Origin of the sequence: Stutzerimonas azotifigens DSM 17556 (assembly GCF_000425625.1) — a bacterium.
In the GTDB taxonomy this organism is placed as follows: domain Bacteria; phylum Pseudomonadota; class Gammaproteobacteria; order Pseudomonadales; family Pseudomonadaceae; genus Stutzerimonas; species Stutzerimonas azotifigens.
In genome coordinates this window covers 80,420-96,178 of the sequence record NZ_KE384410.1, presented here as the reverse complement: position 1 = coordinate 96,178, position 15,759 = coordinate 80,420, and the positions used below count along the sequence as shown (strand labels likewise).

The 15,759-nt window shown below is 70.3% G+C and carries 14 protein-coding genes; 10 read left to right on the top strand and 4 right to left on the bottom strand.

Annotated features, from left to right (window positions below; translation table 11 throughout):
* Positions 1-131: 131 nt before the first annotated feature.
* The gene (locus H610_RS0113810) at positions 132-1,013 is read right to left on the bottom strand and encodes a pseudouridine synthase (RefSeq protein WP_028240214.1); all 882 of its coding nucleotides are present in this window, start codon (positions 1,011-1,013) and stop codon (positions 132-134) included.
* Between the two features lie 236 nt (positions 1,014-1,249).
* Positions 1,250-1,591: a copper-binding protein gene (locus H610_RS23910; protein ID WP_051231751.1), complete on the bottom strand. Its 342-nt coding sequence runs from the start codon at positions 1,589-1,591 to the stop codon at positions 1,250-1,252.
* A 203-nt stretch (positions 1,592-1,794) separates the two neighbouring features.
* Between H610_RS23910 and H610_RS0113800 the strand changes: the two genes are divergently transcribed.
* The 5 genes from H610_RS0113800 to H610_RS0113780 all read left to right on the top strand — a co-directional run bounded on the left by H610_RS0113800 (position 1,795) and on the right by H610_RS0113780 (position 6,338).
* Entirely contained in the window at positions 1,795-3,591 is a 1,797-nt protein-coding gene (locus H610_RS0113800) for a thiamine pyrophosphate-requiring protein (RefSeq protein ID WP_028240213.1), read from the top strand.
* A 137-nt stretch (positions 3,592-3,728) separates the two neighbouring features.
* Positions 3,729-4,037, top strand: a complete 309-nt coding sequence (locus tag H610_RS0113795; protein WP_028240212.1) for a PepSY domain-containing protein — start codon at positions 3,729-3,731, stop codon at positions 4,035-4,037.
* On the top strand, positions 4,037-4,351 hold the full coding sequence (locus H610_RS0113790; protein ID WP_051231749.1) for a PepSY domain-containing protein: 315 nt from the start codon (positions 4,037-4,039) through the stop codon (positions 4,349-4,351). The genes H610_RS0113795 and H610_RS0113790 overlap by 1 nt, the downstream gene beginning before the upstream one ends.
* The gene (locus H610_RS0113785; protein WP_028240210.1) at positions 4,351-5,016 is read left to right on the top strand and encodes a response regulator transcription factor; all 666 of its coding nucleotides are present in this window, start codon (positions 4,351-4,353) and stop codon (positions 5,014-5,016) included. Before H610_RS0113790 ends, H610_RS0113785 begins: the two co-directional genes overlap by 1 nt.
* The gene (locus H610_RS0113780) at positions 5,013-6,338 is read left to right on the top strand and encodes a sensor histidine kinase (RefSeq protein ID WP_028240209.1); all 1,326 of its coding nucleotides are present in this window, start codon (positions 5,013-5,015) and stop codon (positions 6,336-6,338) included. Before H610_RS0113785 ends, H610_RS0113780 begins: the two co-directional genes overlap by 4 nt.
* 3 nt (positions 6,339-6,341) lie before the next feature.
* Here H610_RS0113780 and H610_RS0113775 read toward each other — a convergent pair whose 3' ends face one another.
* Positions 6,342-6,551: a hypothetical protein gene (locus H610_RS0113775; protein ID WP_028240208.1), complete on the bottom strand. Its 210-nt coding sequence runs from the start codon at positions 6,549-6,551 to the stop codon at positions 6,342-6,344.
* A gap of 159 nt (positions 6,552-6,710) precedes the next feature.
* Here H610_RS0113775 and H610_RS0113770 point away from each other — a divergent pair, with 159 nt between their 5' ends.
* Positions 6,711-7,637, top strand: coding sequence for an aldo/keto reductase (locus tag H610_RS0113770; protein WP_028240207.1), 927 nt, complete (start codon positions 6,711-6,713; stop codon positions 7,635-7,637).
* A 32-nt stretch (positions 7,638-7,669) separates the two neighbouring features.
* The gene (locus tag H610_RS0113765) at positions 7,670-8,164 is read left to right on the top strand and encodes a GNAT family N-acetyltransferase (RefSeq protein WP_028240206.1); all 495 of its coding nucleotides are present in this window, start codon (positions 7,670-7,672) and stop codon (positions 8,162-8,164) included.
* A 24-nt stretch (positions 8,165-8,188) separates the two neighbouring features.
* Here H610_RS0113765 and H610_RS0113760 read toward each other — a convergent pair whose 3' ends face one another.
* Positions 8,189-8,404 carry a DUF3509 domain-containing protein gene (locus tag H610_RS0113760; RefSeq protein WP_028240205.1) on the bottom strand — a complete coding sequence of 72 codons (216 nt, stop codon included), beginning with the start codon at positions 8,402-8,404 and terminating at the stop codon, positions 8,189-8,191.
* Between the two features lie 378 nt (positions 8,405-8,782).
* Here H610_RS0113760 and H610_RS0113750 point away from each other — a divergent pair, with 378 nt between their 5' ends.
* The 3 genes from H610_RS0113750 to H610_RS0113740 all read left to right on the top strand — a co-directional run bounded on the left by H610_RS0113750 (position 8,783) and on the right by H610_RS0113740 (position 15,700).
* Complete coding sequence (locus H610_RS0113750; protein WP_028240204.1) at positions 8,783-9,655, top strand: WYL domain-containing protein; 873 nt, start codon at positions 8,783-8,785, stop codon at positions 9,653-9,655.
* Between the two features lie 1,162 nt (positions 9,656-10,817).
* Entirely contained in the window at positions 10,818-12,047 is a 1,230-nt protein-coding gene (locus H610_RS0113745) for an exonuclease SbcCD subunit D C-terminal domain-containing protein (protein WP_028240203.1), read from the top strand.
* Positions 12,044-15,700 (top strand): AAA family ATPase, encoded by a 3,657-nt coding sequence (locus tag H610_RS0113740; protein ID WP_028240202.1) that lies wholly within the window; start codon positions 12,044-12,046, stop codon positions 15,698-15,700. Before H610_RS0113745 ends, H610_RS0113740 begins: the two co-directional genes overlap by 4 nt.
* Positions 15,701-15,759 lie beyond the last annotated feature (59 nt).

The following is a 15,759-nucleotide window of genomic DNA, read 5'->3' as shown; positions in this document are numbered from 1 at the left end:
CTCTCCCCGAAGGGGCGAGGGGGTGGTTTGGTGTCGGGCTGCGGCATCGTGCAGAAGCGGTCGCAGGCAGAGCCTGCTCCTACAAGGGGTCGTCCAGTGCGGGAGCGGTCTCGACCGCGAACGGTGCCTGCTCAGAGCGACAGGCGGCTCTCGAAGCGCCGGCGCTCGCCGGTCAGCGGGTCGTCGAACTCCAGCGCGCGGGCCAGCAGCTTGAGCGGGCGGTCGTAGTCGATGCGCTCGCGCACCTCCCGTTCGAGCAGCAGCGGGTAGAGCGGGTCGTTGCACAGCCCGGCGCCGAGCGCGGCCATGTGCACGCGCAGCTGGTGGCGCTTGCCGGTCACCGGGTGCAGGCGGTAGCGCCAGAACGGGTCACCACGTTCGAGCACCTCGATGCGGGTCTCGCTGTTCGGCGTGCCCTCGGCCTCGGTCATGACGATGAAGGGGTCGCCCTCCACCAGCCGCGTGCGCCGCAGCAACGGGAATTCCAGCCCGGGCAGCGCCAGCGCGAGCGCCTCGTAGGTCTTGTGGATGCGCCGCTCGCGGAACAGCGCCTGGTAGCGCCCCCGGCTTTTGGGGTTGGCCGAGAACAGCACCAGCCCGGCGGTGAGCCGGTCGATGCGGTGCAGCGGCGCCAGGTCAGGATTGCCCAGCCGCTCGATCAGGCGCGCCAGCAGTGTCTCGCGCACGTAACCGCCGGAGGGCTGCACCGGCAGGAAGTGCGGCTTGTCGGCCACCACCAGGTGCTCGTCGAGGTGCAGCAGCTGCTCTTGGAATGGAATCGGCTGCTCGTTCGGCACCTCGCGGAAGTAGTGGATCCTCAGGCCCTCCCGATACGGATGGGTGGCCGCCAGCGGCCGGCCACCGGCGTCGAGCACCCGGCCGCGGGCGAAACGGTCGAGCCAGGTGACGCGGTCGATGGCGGGAAAATGCGCGCACAGGCAGTCGAGCACGGTGGCCCAGTCGCCCCGGGGCAGGTGCAGGGTGCTGCGGACGGCGTGAGGGCTGGCGGACATGGCGGCGCTATGGGCAGGACGGCCGCGAATGATAGCGCCGCGCGCCGACGGGACCAAAGCCCCTCACCCCCTGCCCTCTCCCCAGGGAGAGAGGGGTTGGTCTGCCATCAGTCCGAGCCGCCGTGCCAGGACTCCAGATCCGCACCAGGCTTTTCCCTTCTCCCCGCGGGAGAAGGTGGCCCGCCGGGCCGGATGAGGGAGCCTCGCCCTTTCGGGGTCACCCGCCCCGCCTGCTTTCAGCGCCGCTGCAGCCGCTCGATCCGCGCTACACCGCCGGCGCTGCGGAAGCTGTAGACGATCCAGGCACCCGGCGCGAGCCCGTCGAGCAGCGCCGGGTCGGCGTCGAAGCGCACCGTCAGCGACGGCCAGCCCAGCGTCGGCACCGGCTCCTGGGCCACGGTGAGCAGGCCCGCGGCGCGGTCGACCGCCAGCACCTGCCCTTCCCCGCTCAGCGTGCCGGCCGCCTCGGGCATCGGCTCGACCTGCACGCTGTCTGGCGGCATCTCGGCCGGCAAGGGTTTGCGCAGGTCCTCCGCCGCGGCCGTGCCGAGCCCCGCCACCAGAAATGCGACCGCCATGAAAGCTCTCATCGCCCGGCCCTCGCCGCCGCTTTCCCGTTGGACGCCGGCGCGCGCCGCATTGCACGCAGCGCCGACGAACAGCGCGGCCGATGCGCGGCGGCTGACCGGCGAACGGTCGAAACCTCTCCCCGCCCGCCCCGGTCGAGACGTTGATCGGCGCGCGTTTCCCGCGCGCCCGGGCACAGACGAGGAGAACACGCATGGCGATGACAGTCGGGGACTATTTCGTCGAACGGCTCTACCAGTGGGGAGTAAGGCGCATCTACGGCTACCCGGGCGACGGCATCAACGGCGTGCTCGGCGCGCTGAACCGGGCCGAGGGCAAGATCCGCTTCATCCAGGCCCGCCACGAGGAAATGGCCGCCTTCATGGCCTCGGCCGACGCCAAGTTCTCCGGCGGCCTGGGCGTCTGCCTGGCGACCTCGGGCCCCGGCGCCTCGCACCTGCTCACCGGCCTGTACGACGCCCGCCTCGACCACATGCCGGTGCTGGCCATCGCCGGCCAGCAGGCGCGCACCGCGGTGGGCGCCCACTACCAGCAGGAGATCGACCTGGCGGCGATGTTCACGGACGTCGCCGGCGCCTTCGTGCAGCAGGCCAGCGCGCCGGCGCAGGTGCGCCACCTGGTCGACCGGGCGATCCGCACCGCCTTCGGCGAACGCCGGGTAGCGGTGATCATCCTGCCGAACGACCTGCAGGAGGCCGAATACAGCGAGCCGCCGCGGGCCCACGGCGCGGTGCGTTCCGGGGTCGGCTACAGCCGGCCGAAGGTGGTGCCCTATGACATCGACCTGCAGCGCGCCGCCGAGGTGCTCAACGCCGGCGAGCGGGTCGCCATCCTGGTCGGCGCCGGCGCGCTGGAAGCCACCGACGAGGTCATCGCGGTGGCCGACAGGCTCGGCGCCGGCGCGGCCAAGGCGCTGCTCGGCAAGGCCGCGCTGCCGGACGACCTGCCCTGGGTCACCGGCTCCATCGGCCTGCTCGGCACCGAGCCGAGCTACAAGCTGATGACCGAATGCGACACCCTGCTGATGATCGGCTCGGGCTTCCCCTACTCCGAATTCCTTCCCGAGGAGGGCCAGGCGCGCGGCGTGCAGATCGACATCAAGGCCGACATGCTGAGCATCCGCTACCCGATGGAGGTGAACCTGCAGGGCCTGGCCTCGGAAACCCTGCGCGCGCTGCTGCCGCTGCTGCAGCAGAAGACCGACCGCAGCTGGCGCCAGCGGGTCGAGGGGTGGCGCGCCGACTGGGAGAAGACACTCGAGGAGCGCGCCATGGCCAGCGCCGAGCCGATCAACCCGCAGCGGGTGGCCTTCGAGCTGTCGCCGCGGCTGCCGGACGACGCCATCGTCACCAGCGACTCGGGCTCCTGCGCCAACTGGTTCGCCCGCGATGTGAAGATCCGCCGCGGCATGATGTGCTCGCTCTCCGGCGGCCTGGCCTCGATGGGCGCGGCGGTGCCCTACGCCATCGCCGCCAAGTTCGCCTACCCCGAGCGTACGGTGGTGGCCATGGTCGGCGACGGGGCGATGCAGATGAACAACATGGCCGAGCTGATCACCGTGGCCAAGTACTGGAAGGAATGGAGCAACCCGCGCTGGATCTGCTGCGTGTTCAACAACGAGGACCTGGCCCAGGTCACCTGGGAGCAGCGGGTGATGGAAGGCGACCCGAAATTCGAGGCCTCGCAGAACATCCCCGACGTGCCCTACCACCGCTTCGCCGAATCGATCGGCCTCAAGGGCCTGTTCGTCGACCGCGAGGACGCGGTGGCGGCGGCCTGGGAAGAGGCGCTGGCCGCCGATCGCCCGGTGCTCATCGAGTTCAAGACCGACCCGAACGTCCCGCCGTTGCCGCCGCACATCAAGCTCGAGCAGGCCAAGGCCTATGCCTCGGCGCTGCTGCAGGGCGACCCGAACCAGCGCGGCATCCTCAAGCAGACCGCCAAGCAGGTGCTCGGCTCGATCCTGCCGGGCCACCGCGACCGGGACTGAGCGCGCCGCCACCGGTACGTCGCCTGCACCGGCGGGTCAAATGTGGCGCATCCGCCGGCACGGGCGTGCGGTTCAGTTTCGATTAAGCCGCCGCCCCTACCCTGTGAATCGTCGAAACCGTAACAGGAGAACCACCGATGAAAACCCTGACTACCTGCCTGACCGCCGCCGTCCTCGCCTTCAGCGCCGGCACCGCGCTGGCCCGCGACGTGGGCCCGGACGAAGTGGCCCGCCTGCTGCAGGCCGGCACCATCCAGCCGCTGGAGAAATTCAACGAGGCCGCGCTGGCCAAGCACCCCGGCTTCAGGGTCGACGAAACCGATCTGGACGAGGAACATGGGCGCTTCATCTACCAGGTCGAGCTGCGCGACGACCAGGGTCGGCAGTGGGATATGGAGTTCGACGCCGCCACTGGTGAAATCCTCAAGGACGAACAGGACGATTGATGCCCCGCACCACCCTCCGCTTCCGCTCGACCTGGCTGATCGCCCTGGCCCTGGCCGCCGTGCCGGTGGCCGGGCGCGACCTGCGGCAGGATGAAGTGCTCGAACTGCGCCGGCAGGGCGCCGTGGTACCGCTGGAAAGCCTGCTGCAGCAGGCGCTGCAGCGGCATCCCGGCGCCCAGCTGCTGGAGGTGGAGCTGGAAGAGGACGACGGTGTGCTGATCTACGAGATCGAACTGATCGGCGCCGACGGCGTGGTCCGCGAGCTGGAATTCGACGCCCGTGACGGCCGCCTGCTGAAGGACGAGGAAGACTGATGCGGCTGCTGCTGGTGGAGGACAACGTGCCGCTGGCCGACGAACTGGCGGCGCAGCTCACCGCGGCCGGCTACGCCGTCGACTGGCTGGCCGACGGCCGCGACGCCGACCAGCAGGGCGCCTGCGAACCCTACGACCTGATCGTGCTGGACCTCGGCCTGCCCGGCAAACCCGGCCTCGAGGTGCTGAAAAGCTGGCGTGCGCTCGGCGTGTCGACCCCGGTGCTGATCCTCACCGCGCGCGGCTCCTGGGCCGAACGCATCGAGGGGCTGAAGGCCGGCGCCGACGACTACCTGACCAAACCCTTCCACCCGGAAGAACTGCTGCTGCGCCTGCAGGGCCTGTACCGGCGCGCCAGCGGCCTGGCCAACCAGCCGCTGCTGGAAGTCGGCGGCCTGGCGCTGGACGAGTCCCGCCAGCTGTGCCTGCGCGACGGCGAAGCGGTAGCGCTCACCGCCGGGGAGTTCCGCCTGCTGCGCTACCTGATGCTGCACAGCGACCGCGTGCTGTCGAAGACGCAACTGGCCGAGCACCTCTACGACGGCGAGACCGAACGCGACTCCAACGTGCTGGAAGTGCTGGTCAACCGCCTGCGCGGCAAGCTCGGGCGCGCCGTGATCGAAACCCGCCGCGGCCAGGGCTACCGCTTCGGCGGCCTGTCGTGAGGTCGATCCAGGGGCGCCTCAGCCTCGGCCTGATCGCCATCCTTGTGCTCGTCAGCCTGGTGCTGGTGCAGAGCAGCCTGTGGCTGTTCGAGGCGGCGCTGCGCCGTACCCTGGCGAACAACCTGCGCGAGGAGGCCGAGGGCCTGCTGGCGGCCATGGTGCGCGGGCCCGCCGGTCCGCAGCTCGACCCGCAGCGCATCAGTCCGCGCTACGACCGGCCGTTTTCCGGCCACTACTTCCGCATCGAGCTGCCCGAACGCGTATGGCGCTCGCGCTCGCTGTGGGACGCCAGCCTCGACTGGCCGCCGGCCGGCGGCTTGGCCGAAGCGCTGATCGACGGCCCGCAGGACCAGCGCCTGCTGACCTACGCCGCCGACTACCGCCGCAGCGGCGTGCCGGTGCGCATCCAGGTGGCGCAGGACTACCGGCCGATCCTCGACAGCTTCACCCGCGTGCGCATCGCCGGGCTGGCGGTGGTCGGCGTGGCGGTGCTGGTGCTGCTGCTGTTGCAGCGCTACGCGGTCAAGCTGGCGCTGCGGCCGCTGGAACGCGCGCGTGCGCAGATCGCCCAGCTGCAGCAGGGCAAGCGCCAGCAGCTCGACCGCGACGCCCCGGCCGAGCTGCAGCCGCTGGTGGAGCAGATCAACCACCTGCTGCAGCAGACCGAGCAGACCCTGGAGCGCTCGCGCAACGCCCTGGGCAACCTCGGCCACGCGCTCAAGACGCCGCTGGCGGTACTCAACAGCCTCACCCTGCACGACGAACTGGCGGCGCATCCGGCCCTGCAGGCCGACCTGCGCGAGCAGCTGGCGCAGATCGAGCAGCGCGTCTCGCGCGAACTCGGCCGCGCCCGGCTGGCCGGCGAGGCGCTGCCCGCCAGCCATTTCGACTGCCAGGCGGAGTTGCCGGCGCTGTTCGAGACGCTGGCGATGATCCACCCGCAGGGCCTCGACCTGAGCTGGCAGGCGCCGCCCGGCTGCCGCCTGCCGTGGGACCGCGAGGACCTGCTGGAGCTGCTCGGCAACCTGCTGGACAACGCCTGCAAATGGGCCGACAGCCAGGTCCGGATGAGCATCGAGACGCAGCCGGACGGCTACCGGCTGCTGGTCGACGACGACGGCCCGGGCATCGAGCCTGAACGTCGCGCCGAGGTGCTCGGGCGCGGCACCCGGCTCGACGAACAGCGCGCCGGGCACGGTTTGGGCCTGGCCATCGTGCGCGACATCCTGGCTTCCTGGCAGGGCGACTGGACGCTGGCCGACAGCCCGCTGGGCGGGCTGCGCGTCGACATCCGCCTGCCGCGCAGGTCGGCGGCCAGATAGGGCCTAGGGCTGCGACGGATCACTGACCATCGGCATCGGCTCGTCGACCTGCTCGATCACCTCGGTCAGGTCCTTCTCGTCGGGCAGTTCCTCGTTCTCGTGCTCGGACTCGTCGAGATCGTTCAATGGCGAGGCGTCGCCGACGCACCGGTAGGCGAAGGGCGACAGCGGCCGGCGGGCGGGCGAACCGGGTCGAGCGATGGAAGGGATCATGTGACAACCTCCTGAACGGCTTCTGTGGGTTGGAAGCCCCGGCGCCGACCTAATTCCCCGTTCACGCCGAATGGCAGCCGGCGACGCAACCGGCGCCGGTGGGCTGTCCAAACCCTGAGGCCTGTTTCCACTTAGAGCCGTGTCCCTGCCGGAGGCGCCATGAACCCCCTGCTCACCCGTGCCGAGTTCCTGCGCCTGAGCGGCGCCCTGTTGCTGAGCCTGAGCCCCGCCGGCCACTTGCTGGCGAGCGATGCCGAACGGTCGCCGTTGCGCACTCGCCGCATTCCGGCCAGCGGCGAGGCGCTGCCGGTGATCGGCGTCGGCACTTACCGCGCCTTCGACATCTCGCCCGAGGACCGCGAGGCCTGGGCCGCCTGCGGCGAGGTGCTGCGCCTGCTGTTCGCCGCCGGCGGCACGGTGATCGACAGCTCGCCGATGTACGGCCGCGCCGAGGCCACCGTGGGCGGCCTGCTGGACGAGATGAACGCGCATGCCCGGGCGTTCCTCGCCACCAAGGTGTGGAACCACGGCCGCGAGGCCGGCCTGGCGCAGATGGAGGAATCGCTGGAATACCTGCAAAGCGGGCACATCCAGCTGATGCAGGTGCACAACCTGCTGGACTGGCGCACCCAGCTGGCGACCCTGCGCGAGTGGAAGGAACAGGGCCGCATCCGCTACCTGGGCGTGACCCATTACACCGCCAGCGCCTATCCCGAACTGGAGGCGGTGCTGCGCGCCGAGCCGCTGGACTTCCTGCAGGTCAACTACTCGCTGGACGAACCCCAGGCCGCCCAGCGCATCCTGCCGCTGGCGCAGGACCGCGGCGTGGCGGTGCTGGTCAACCGGCCCTTCGGCGGCGGCAACCTGCTGCGCCGGCTGCTCGGCCAGCCGCTGCCCGCGTGGGCCGCCGACTACGACTGCAGCAGCTGGCCGCAGCTGCTGCTCAAGTTCTGCCTCGCCAACCCGGCGGTGACCTGCGTGATCCCCGGCACCGGCAACCCCCGGCACATGCACGACAACCTGCAGGCCGGGTACGGCAAGGAGCCCGACGACGACCTCGCCGAGCGCCTGCGGGGGCTGTTGTGACACACTGGCGGGCCCGCCACAGGAGCCCGCCGATGACCGAATGCACCACCTACTACCTGGAGATGACCCGCTCCGATCAAGCGCGCGCCAAGCCGCTTCCGGCGGAGCTGGACGTCGTCGAGATCGAGATCAGGCAATACCCGTTCAACCGCTTCCTCTACCAGCTGGTCGGCGGTCCCTGGCAGTGGACCGACAAGCTGGCGCTGCCCGACGAGGCCTGGCGGGCACAGATCGAGTCGCCCGACCATCGCACCTGGGTGGCCTACCACCGCGGCGCCATCGCCGGCTATTACGAGCTGCAGCGCAGCGGCCCTGACGTGGAGATTCTCTATTTCGGCCTGGTCGAGCAGTTCTTCGGCCGCGGCTTCGGCGGCCCGCTGCTCGGCCATGCACTGGGCAGCGCCTGGGCCTGGCCGGGCACCGAGCGGATATGGGTGCACACCTGCACGCTGGATCACCCGAGCGCGCTGGCCAACTACCAGGCACGGGGCATGCGGATCTATCGGGAGGAAACGACCGCGGCGTGACCGGCGGGCGCCGGCCATGCGGATTCAGCGCGGGCGGGACAGTTCGTTGCGGATGTCTTCGAGCAGGGTCTCGACCAGCATTTCGTTCCTGGCCTGCCGGTCGCTGACCAGCCGTGTGGTCTCGGTGCCGTTGATCGGGTAGCAGACGCGCACCACCAGCGTCCCGTCGTCCTGCGGCTCGACGCGGGTACGGTACTGCGAGGTGAAGTTCTCAGCGAGGTGACGGGAAAGCGTTTTCATAGGCATCTCAATAGATCGACCTGTCAGAAAGACCCTGCCCGCGCTTAGGAGATTCCTGCCGCCCGTCGGAAAAAAGCGGACTGTCGCACGCCTGTCATGCTGGCAACCCTACAGGCAGACAGGCAGGCGCCTGCCTGTCCGTTCGTCGGGTTCGTTCACTTGCCGCGCACCTCGGCTTCGGCGTAGGCCAGCCAGGCCAGCAGACCGGCGGCCGTCAGCGCGGCGGCGGACAGGGCGAGGGCATTGAGCATCAGGGTCATGGGCGCCTCCGGGTTTGGTCGTCTCGGCTTGATCGTTCTCGCCACCCTATGTAGCTTTTCACGACACGTCCACCCGCCGGACAGGCGGCCTGTCAACTTTTGGAACGGATGCACACGGATGAAGAGGACGCAATCGATCAGCCACGTCCGCTGGGACCTGGCCCTGCGCTACCGACTGATCGAGACCATCGCCTGGTGGGAAGGCCGGCTGACCACGGGCCACCTGATACAGAGCTTCGGCATCAGCCGCCAGCAGGCCTCCAAGGACATCAACACCTACCTGGCCGAGCATGCGCCGAAAAACCTGACATATGACCGCCAGCTCAAGGGCTACAAGCCCACCCGGCAGTTCCAGCCGCTGTTCATGGACGGCAGCGCCGGGGCCTACCTGCACCTGCTCGCGCAGAACCGCGACCGCGCTCCGCACATCGAGGGCCTGGCGCTGGCCTATGCGCACACCGAGGTGCTGGAAGTGCCGGACCGCAGCATCCGCCCGGACGTGCTGCGGCCGATCCTGCGTGCCTGCCGCGAAGGCCTGCGGCTGGAGACCGAATACGTCTCGCTGGCCAACCCGACGGTGGAAATCCGTGTGATGGCGCCGCATACCCTGATCTACACCGGCATGCGCTGGCACGTGCGCGCCTACTGCGAGAAGAACCGCGGCTACCGTGACTTCGTCCTCAGCCGCTTCCGCGGCGAGCCCGACCTGATCGACGAGAGCGGACACACCCGCGAAGGAGACGAGGCCTGGAACGCCCCGGTGCAGGTCATCCTCGAACCCGACGCGCGCCTGTCGCGCGAGCAGCAGGCGATCATCGAGACCGACTTCGGCATGCGCGACGGGCAACTGCTGATCGACACGCGCGGGGCGCTGGTGCGGTACGTGCTGCAGCGCTACGGGATCGACCCGAACACGGTGCAGGCCAATGCCATGGCGCAGCAGCTGCAGGTCGGCAACCTGCCGGCGTTGAAGGGGTGGTTGTACGCGTGAGGGGGATGGCGCGCTTGGCCGAGACGCGCCTGCGCGGGGACGCCGGTGCGCCATGCAGGAGCGAGGGGGACGCCGAGTTCTTGCTTACGAATGGGCAGTGGCACGGGGCGGCGTGCCATGCTGAAATTCCTCGCGGGAGCGGTCTTGAGCGCGAACGGATTTGGCACGGGGCTGCGTGCTTGCTCGCCGCGCTTTCCTCGGCCCGCACTACAGGTTGCGTTCTGTGCAACGACGCTGCAACGACCCGTAGGAGCGAGCTTGCTCGCGAAGCGTTTGGCTTTTTGTTCAGGTGTTGGAACGCCGCGCTTTCCTCGGCCCGAACTACAGATTGCGCCTCGCACGGCGCCTTACTTTTTTCAGTCACCGGATGGCCGGACCCCAAAAAAGTAAGCAAAAAGGCTTGCCCCTTCATCCGGGTCAGGTCGCTGCGCGCCCTGACTCCCCTCGCTCCGGTGCCGTTCCAGGGGCCCGCCGCGAAGGGCCATCCCTGGCCAATCGCGGCTTTCGCGGCATCCCTGCCGCTCAACCCCTTCCACGACACCTGCGCTCGGCCTCCTGCAAGGGGCGTTTGGTTTCGCCTGTTGGCTCGTGCACAAAGCAAAAAGCGTAAGCCCCGCTCCATTTGCACGAAGCCTTCAAGCAACTCGGACCTGTTCCCCGTCAGGAGGCCGAGCGCAGGCGTTGCGCAGGGGGACGCGAGGCATGGACGCCGAGCGAGGAACGATGGGGCAGGGACGCCCCATCGTGACGGCCCCCGGAGCAGCGCCGGAGCGAGGGAAGTTCGGCCGCGCAGCGGGCGGACCCGGATGCCGGGGTGGCCTTCTTTTTGGTTACTTTTTCTTGGCCAGACAAGAAAAAGTGACGCGCCGTGCAAGGCGCAACCTGTAGCTCGGGCCGAGGAAAGCGCGGCGAGCGAACACCCATCCAGGTGCCAACCCCATTCGCGAGCAAGAACTCGGCGTCCCCCTCGCTCCTACAAAGCACCGCGCTGTCGTGGTTTGTCCTTCAACCAAGGAAAGCGTCACGGGCAAACACACAACGCCGTGCCAGCTCCATTCGCGGTCAAGACCGTCCCACAGAGCCCGGCCTCCCCGTGCCCCCGATACCCGTCGCCCCGGGCAGCCCGCCCCGAGGCCCCACTCCCCATGAAAAGCCCAAGCGAATGCGCCTGATCCATACCTCCGACTGGCACCTCGGCCAGACCCTCCACGGCCAGGACCGCGACCACGAACACGCGGCCTTCCTCGCCTGGCTGCTCGACCGGCTGGTCGAGCAGCAGGCCGACGCCCTGCTCATCGCCGGCGACGTCTTCGACACCATCAACCCGCCGCTCAAGGCCCAGGAACGGCTGTACGACTTCATCGTCCGCGCCCACGAGCGGCTGCCGAACCTCGACATCGTGATGATCGCCGGCAACCACGACTCCGGCGGGCGCATCGAGCTGCCGGCGCCATTGATGCGGCGGCTCAATGCCCATGCCATCGGTCGCATCGCCTGGCTCGACGACGGCACGCTCGACCACGGCCGGTTGCTGGTGCCGCTCACCGACGCGCAGGGCAGGACGGCCGCCTGGTGCCTGGCGCTGCCCTTCCTGCGTCCGGCCGAGGTGACCGGCGGCGAGGTCGGCGACGACTACCTGGTCGGCATCCGCCAGGTCCACGAGCGGCTGATCGCCGCCGCCGAGATGCTGCGCGAACCGGGCCAGGCGCTGGTCGCCATGAGCCATGCGCACATGGCCGGCGGCGCGGTCTCCGAGGATTCGGAGCGCAACATCGTCATCGGCAACGCCGAGGCGCTGCCGGCCAGCCTGTTTCCCGAGCCGATCGCCTACGTCGCGCTCGGCCACCTGCACAAGCCGCAGCAGGTCGCCGGCGAGGCGCGCATCCGCTACAGCGGCTCGCCGCTGCCGCTGTCCTTCGCCGAGGTGAACTACCCGCACCAGGTGCTGCGCGTCGACCTCGAGGGCGAGCGCCTGCAGGCCCTCGAGACGTTGCCGATACCACGCGCGGTGGACATGCTGCGCATCGGCCGCGCGCCGCTGGCCGAGGTGCTGGCGCAGCTCGAGGCGCTGCCGCCGCTCGGCCTGTTCGACGAGGCGCTGCCCTGGCTGGAGGTCCGCGTGCAGCTGGACGGCCCGCTGCCCGACCTGCGCCAGCAGATCGAGCGGGCCATCGAGGGCAAGGCCTGCCGGCTGGTGCGCATCGCCAGCGAATATGTCGGCCGCACCGGCGAAGAGGACAGCGAGGCGCTGCTCGGGCTCGACCGCATCAGCCCCGAGGCGCTGTTCGCCCGGGCCTGGCAGGAGCAGTACGGCAATCCGCCGGACGAGCAGGCGCTGAGCGACTTCGCCAGCCTGCTGCAACGCATCGAATTCGAGGACAGCGACCGATGAAGATCCTCGCCATTCGGCTCAAGAACCTCGCTTCCCTGGCCGGCGAACAGGCGATCGACTTCACCGCCGAGCCGCTGGCCAGTGCCGGGCTGTTCGCCATCACCGGGCCGACCGGGGCCGGCAAGAGCACCCTGCTCGATGCCCTGTGCCTGGCACTGTTCGGCAGCACGCCGCGACTCGGCGGCGCCTCGGCGCTGAGCAAGGTCCCGGACGGCGCCGACGAACTCGGCAGCAGCGACGAGCGCAACCTGCTGCGCCGCGGCTGCGCCAGCGGCTATGCCGAGGTGGATTTCGTCGGCGTCGACGGCCTGGTCTATCGTGCCCGCTGGGACGCCAGGCGCGCCAAGGAGAAGGTCGGCGGGCGCCTGCAGCAGAGCACCCAGAGCCTGGTCGAGCTGGGCAGCGGCCAGGTGCTGGCCAGCGGCAAGAAGCGCGAGTTCCGCGAGCTGCTGGAACAGCGCCTCGGCCTCAGCCTGCCGCAGTTCACCCGCGCCGTGCTGCTGGCGCAGAGCGAGTTCTCCGCCTTCCTCAAGGCCAGCGACGACGACCGCGGCACCCTGCTGGAAAAGCTCACCGACACAGGCCTGTACAGCCGCATCGGCCAGGCGTCGTTCGAGGCGATGAAGACCGCGCGCGAGGCCGTCACCGCGCTGGAACAGCAGGCCGGCGGACTGCAGCCGCTGAGCGACGAGCAGCGCCAGGCGCTGCAGCAGCAGCACGACGAGCAGCTGGCGCAGCTCCGGGCGCTGCAGGGCCAACTCGAGCAGCTCAAGCAGCAGCGCCAGTGGCTGGCCGAGCGCGATCGCCTGCAGACCGAACGCGACGCCGCGCAGCAGCAGCTGGCCGAAGCCCGGGCCGAGTACGAACAGCTGGCCGACGCGCGCCGCATCCTCGAGCTGTTCGGCCAGCTGGCGCCGCAGCGCCATCGCTTCGCCCGCCAGCAGGCGCTGGCGCCGCAACTGGCCACCGTGGCGCAGACCCTGGCGCGGCAACAGGCCGAGCACGATCGGCTGAAGGAACGCCTGGCGCAGTTGCAGGCTGCCTGCGAAGCGGCCACCTCCGAACTGGAACAGGCCGAAAAGGCACAGCGCGAGGCCACCCCGGCGCTGGCTCGCGCGCGCAAGGAGGAGGAAGCTCTCGCCCACGTCGCTGCCGACCTCGAGAAAGCCGGCCAGGAGGCGCGGCTGGCGACCGCCGCGCACCACACGGGCGAAACGCAGGTCGCCGCGCTGAAAGAGCAACAGGCCCGGGCCGCCGAGCAGCTGACGGCCTTGACCGCAGCGCTGGAGGCGAGCGCCGACCTGCATTGGCTGTGCTCCAGCTGGAGCGGCTATCGTCCGCGGCTGCAGCAGGCCGTGCAACTGGCCGCGCGGCTGGGCCAGGGCCAGCGCGAACTGCCGGCGCTGGAACAGGCGGCCAACCGCGCCGAAGCCGCGCAGCAAAAGGCGCGCGAGGCGCTAGACGGCCTGCTCCGCGAGCTCGGCAGCGACACCGGGCTCGCCGAGCAACTGGCCCGGCTCGCCCGCCAGCTGGACGACTGGCACGCTGCCGAACGCGGACTCGAGATCCTCGAAACACGCTGGTCGCGCCAGCAGGCCCTGATCGCCCAGCGCCACGCGCTCGACAGCACCCTGGCGGCGCGCCAGCAGGCCCTGGAAGCGCTGACCGCCGAAGGCAAGCAGGTGCGCAGCGAGCGCGACGTCGCCGAGCAGGCGCTGAACGTCACCCTGGCGCTGCTGGAACGGCAGCGACTGGCCCGCAGCGCCAGCGTCGAAACCCTGCGCGCCAGCCTGCGGCCCGACGAACCCTGCCCGGTGTGCGGCAGCGCCGAACATCCCTGGCACACGCCCAACGCCCTGCTCGCCGCGCTCGGCCAACAGGACGAGGCAGAAGCCGAGCGCGCCCGCGCGCAGCTGAAGGCCGCCGACGAGCGCCTGCAGGCGCTGCGCGACCGCCATACCGAGCTGAACACCGAACTGAAGGAAAACGCCAGGACCCGGCAGGCGCTGGCCCAGGAGATCGAAGCCCTGCAGGCGCAGCTCGCCGAGCTGCCCGACCATGCCGAGCTGGAGGCGCAGCCCGCCGACGCCCGTGCCGACTGGCTGAACGAGCGGCTGGCCGATGTCCGCCAGCGGATCGCCGAGGCCGGCACCCGCCAGCAGCACCTGCTCGGCCTGCAGCAGCGCACCGAGCGGCTGCAGCGCGACTGGCAGAGCGCGCGCGAGGCCTGCGTCGAAGCCACCGCCCGGCGGGATCGCCAGCGCGAAGCCCTGGCCCGCGACGGCCAGCGGCTCGAGGAGGAACTCGCCGAGTTCGCCGAGTCGATGCCGGCGGGCCTGCTGGCGTGCTGGCGCGAGGCGCCGGCGGAAACCTTCATGCAGCTCGACGCGCGGATCCAGGCCCGTCGCGAGCAGCTCGACCGGCAGATCGAGCTCGTCGACGAACAGCAGCGACGTCAGGCCGCGCTGGAGCGCGAACAGGCCGAGCAGCAGCATCGCCTTGCCGCCGAGCAGGCCTGCAAGCAGCGCCTGGCCGACCTGGAGCAGCGCCGGCAGAGCGGCCAGCAGGCACTGCGCAGCGCGCTCGGCGAGCAGCCCAGCGCGGCCGCCTGGCAGACGCAACTGGACCAGGCCGTGCAGGCGGCGCGTGTGGCGCAGGCGCAGATCGACAGGGAGCAACAGGAGGCCAAGGTGGCGCTGACCCGGCTGGAAAGCGACCACCAGGCCTGCGCTCGGCGTCACGAGGAACTGCAGAGCGAACGCGCGCAGCTGGACGCCGAGCTGGCCGACTGGCGGGCGGCGCATCCGGACATCGACGACGCCACCCTCGGGCAGTTGCTGCAACTCGACGACAGCCTGCTCGCCGAGGCGCGCGAGCGCCTGCAGGCCAATGCCGAGGCGATCACCCGCTGCAGGGCGCGGCTGGAAGAGCGCAGCCAGCGGCTGGCCGGTCACCAGGCGCAGCAACAGGCGCCGCTCGATGCCGAAGCGCTGGAACGGCAGTTCGCCGAGCAGTCGCGAGGCTGCGAAGAGGCCGAGCAGCGCTGCGGCGAAACCCGCGCGGCGCTGATCGAGGACGACCGCCGCCGGGCGCAGGGCCGCGAACTGGTCGCCCGCATCGCCGAGGCGCAGGCCGAGCACCAGCGCTGGGCGCGCATCGCCGGGCTGATCGGCTCCAGCGACGGCGGCGCCTTCCGCAAGATCGCCCAGGCCTACAACCTCGACCTGCTGGTGCAGCACGCCAACGCGCAGTTGCAGCAACTGGCGCGCCGCTATCGCCTCAGGCGCGGCGGCAGCCCGCTGGGGCTGCTGGTGGTGGACACCGAGATGGGCGACGAGCTGCGCTCGGTGCATTCATTGTCCGGCGGCGAGACCTTCCTGGTATCGCTGGCGCTGGCGCTGGGCCTGGCCTCGATGGCCTCGAGCAAGCTGCGCATCGAGTCGCTGTTCATCGACGAGGGCTTCGGCAGCCTCGATCCGGAATCGCTGCAGATCGCCATGGACGCGCTCGACGCGCTGCAGGCGCAGGGGCGCAAGGTGGCGGTGATCTCCCACGTGCAGGAAATGCACGAGCGGATTCCGGTGCAGATCCAGGTGCGCCGGCTGGGCAACGGGCAGAGTGGCCTGAAGATCGTCGGAGGGCTGGGCGGCTGACTGCCGGGAGCGGGTTGTTCGCGGTCGAGACCGCTCCCACACGGCCATCAGGCTCTTTC

Coding starts and splice junctions, on each gene's coding strand:
- H610_RS0113810 (WP_028240214.1), bottom strand. CDS start 1,013: ATGTCCGCCAGCCCTCACGCCGTCCGCAGCACCCTGCACCTGCCCCGG.
- H610_RS23910 (WP_051231751.1), bottom strand. CDS start 1,591: ATGGCGGTCGCATTTCTGGTGGCGGGGCTCGGCACGGCCGCGGCGGAG.
- H610_RS0113800 (WP_028240213.1), top strand. CDS start 1,795: ATGGCGATGACAGTCGGGGACTATTTCGTCGAACGGCTCTACCAGTGG.
- H610_RS0113795 (WP_028240212.1), top strand. CDS start 3,729: ATGAAAACCCTGACTACCTGCCTGACCGCCGCCGTCCTCGCCTTCAGC.
- H610_RS0113790 (WP_051231749.1), top strand. CDS start 4,037: ATGCCCCGCACCACCCTCCGCTTCCGCTCGACCTGGCTGATCGCCCTG.
- H610_RS0113785 (WP_028240210.1), top strand. CDS start 4,351: ATGCGGCTGCTGCTGGTGGAGGACAACGTGCCGCTGGCCGACGAACTG.
- H610_RS0113775 (WP_028240208.1), bottom strand. CDS start 6,551: ATGATCCCTTCCATCGCTCGACCCGGTTCGCCCGCCCGCCGGCCGCTG.
- H610_RS0113770 (WP_028240207.1), top strand. CDS start 6,711: ATGAACCCCCTGCTCACCCGTGCCGAGTTCCTGCGCCTGAGCGGCGCC.
- H610_RS0113765 (WP_028240206.1), top strand. CDS start 7,670: ATGACCGAATGCACCACCTACTACCTGGAGATGACCCGCTCCGATCAA.
- H610_RS0113760 (WP_028240205.1), bottom strand. CDS start 8,404: ATGAAAACGCTTTCCCGTCACCTCGCTGAGAACTTCACCTCGCAGTAC.
- H610_RS0113750 (WP_028240204.1), top strand. CDS start 8,783: ATGAAGAGGACGCAATCGATCAGCCACGTCCGCTGGGACCTGGCCCTG.
- H610_RS0113745 (WP_028240203.1), top strand. CDS start 10,818: ATGCGCCTGATCCATACCTCCGACTGGCACCTCGGCCAGACCCTCCAC.
- H610_RS0113740 (WP_028240202.1), top strand. CDS start 12,044: ATGAAGATCCTCGCCATTCGGCTCAAGAACCTCGCTTCCCTGGCCGGC.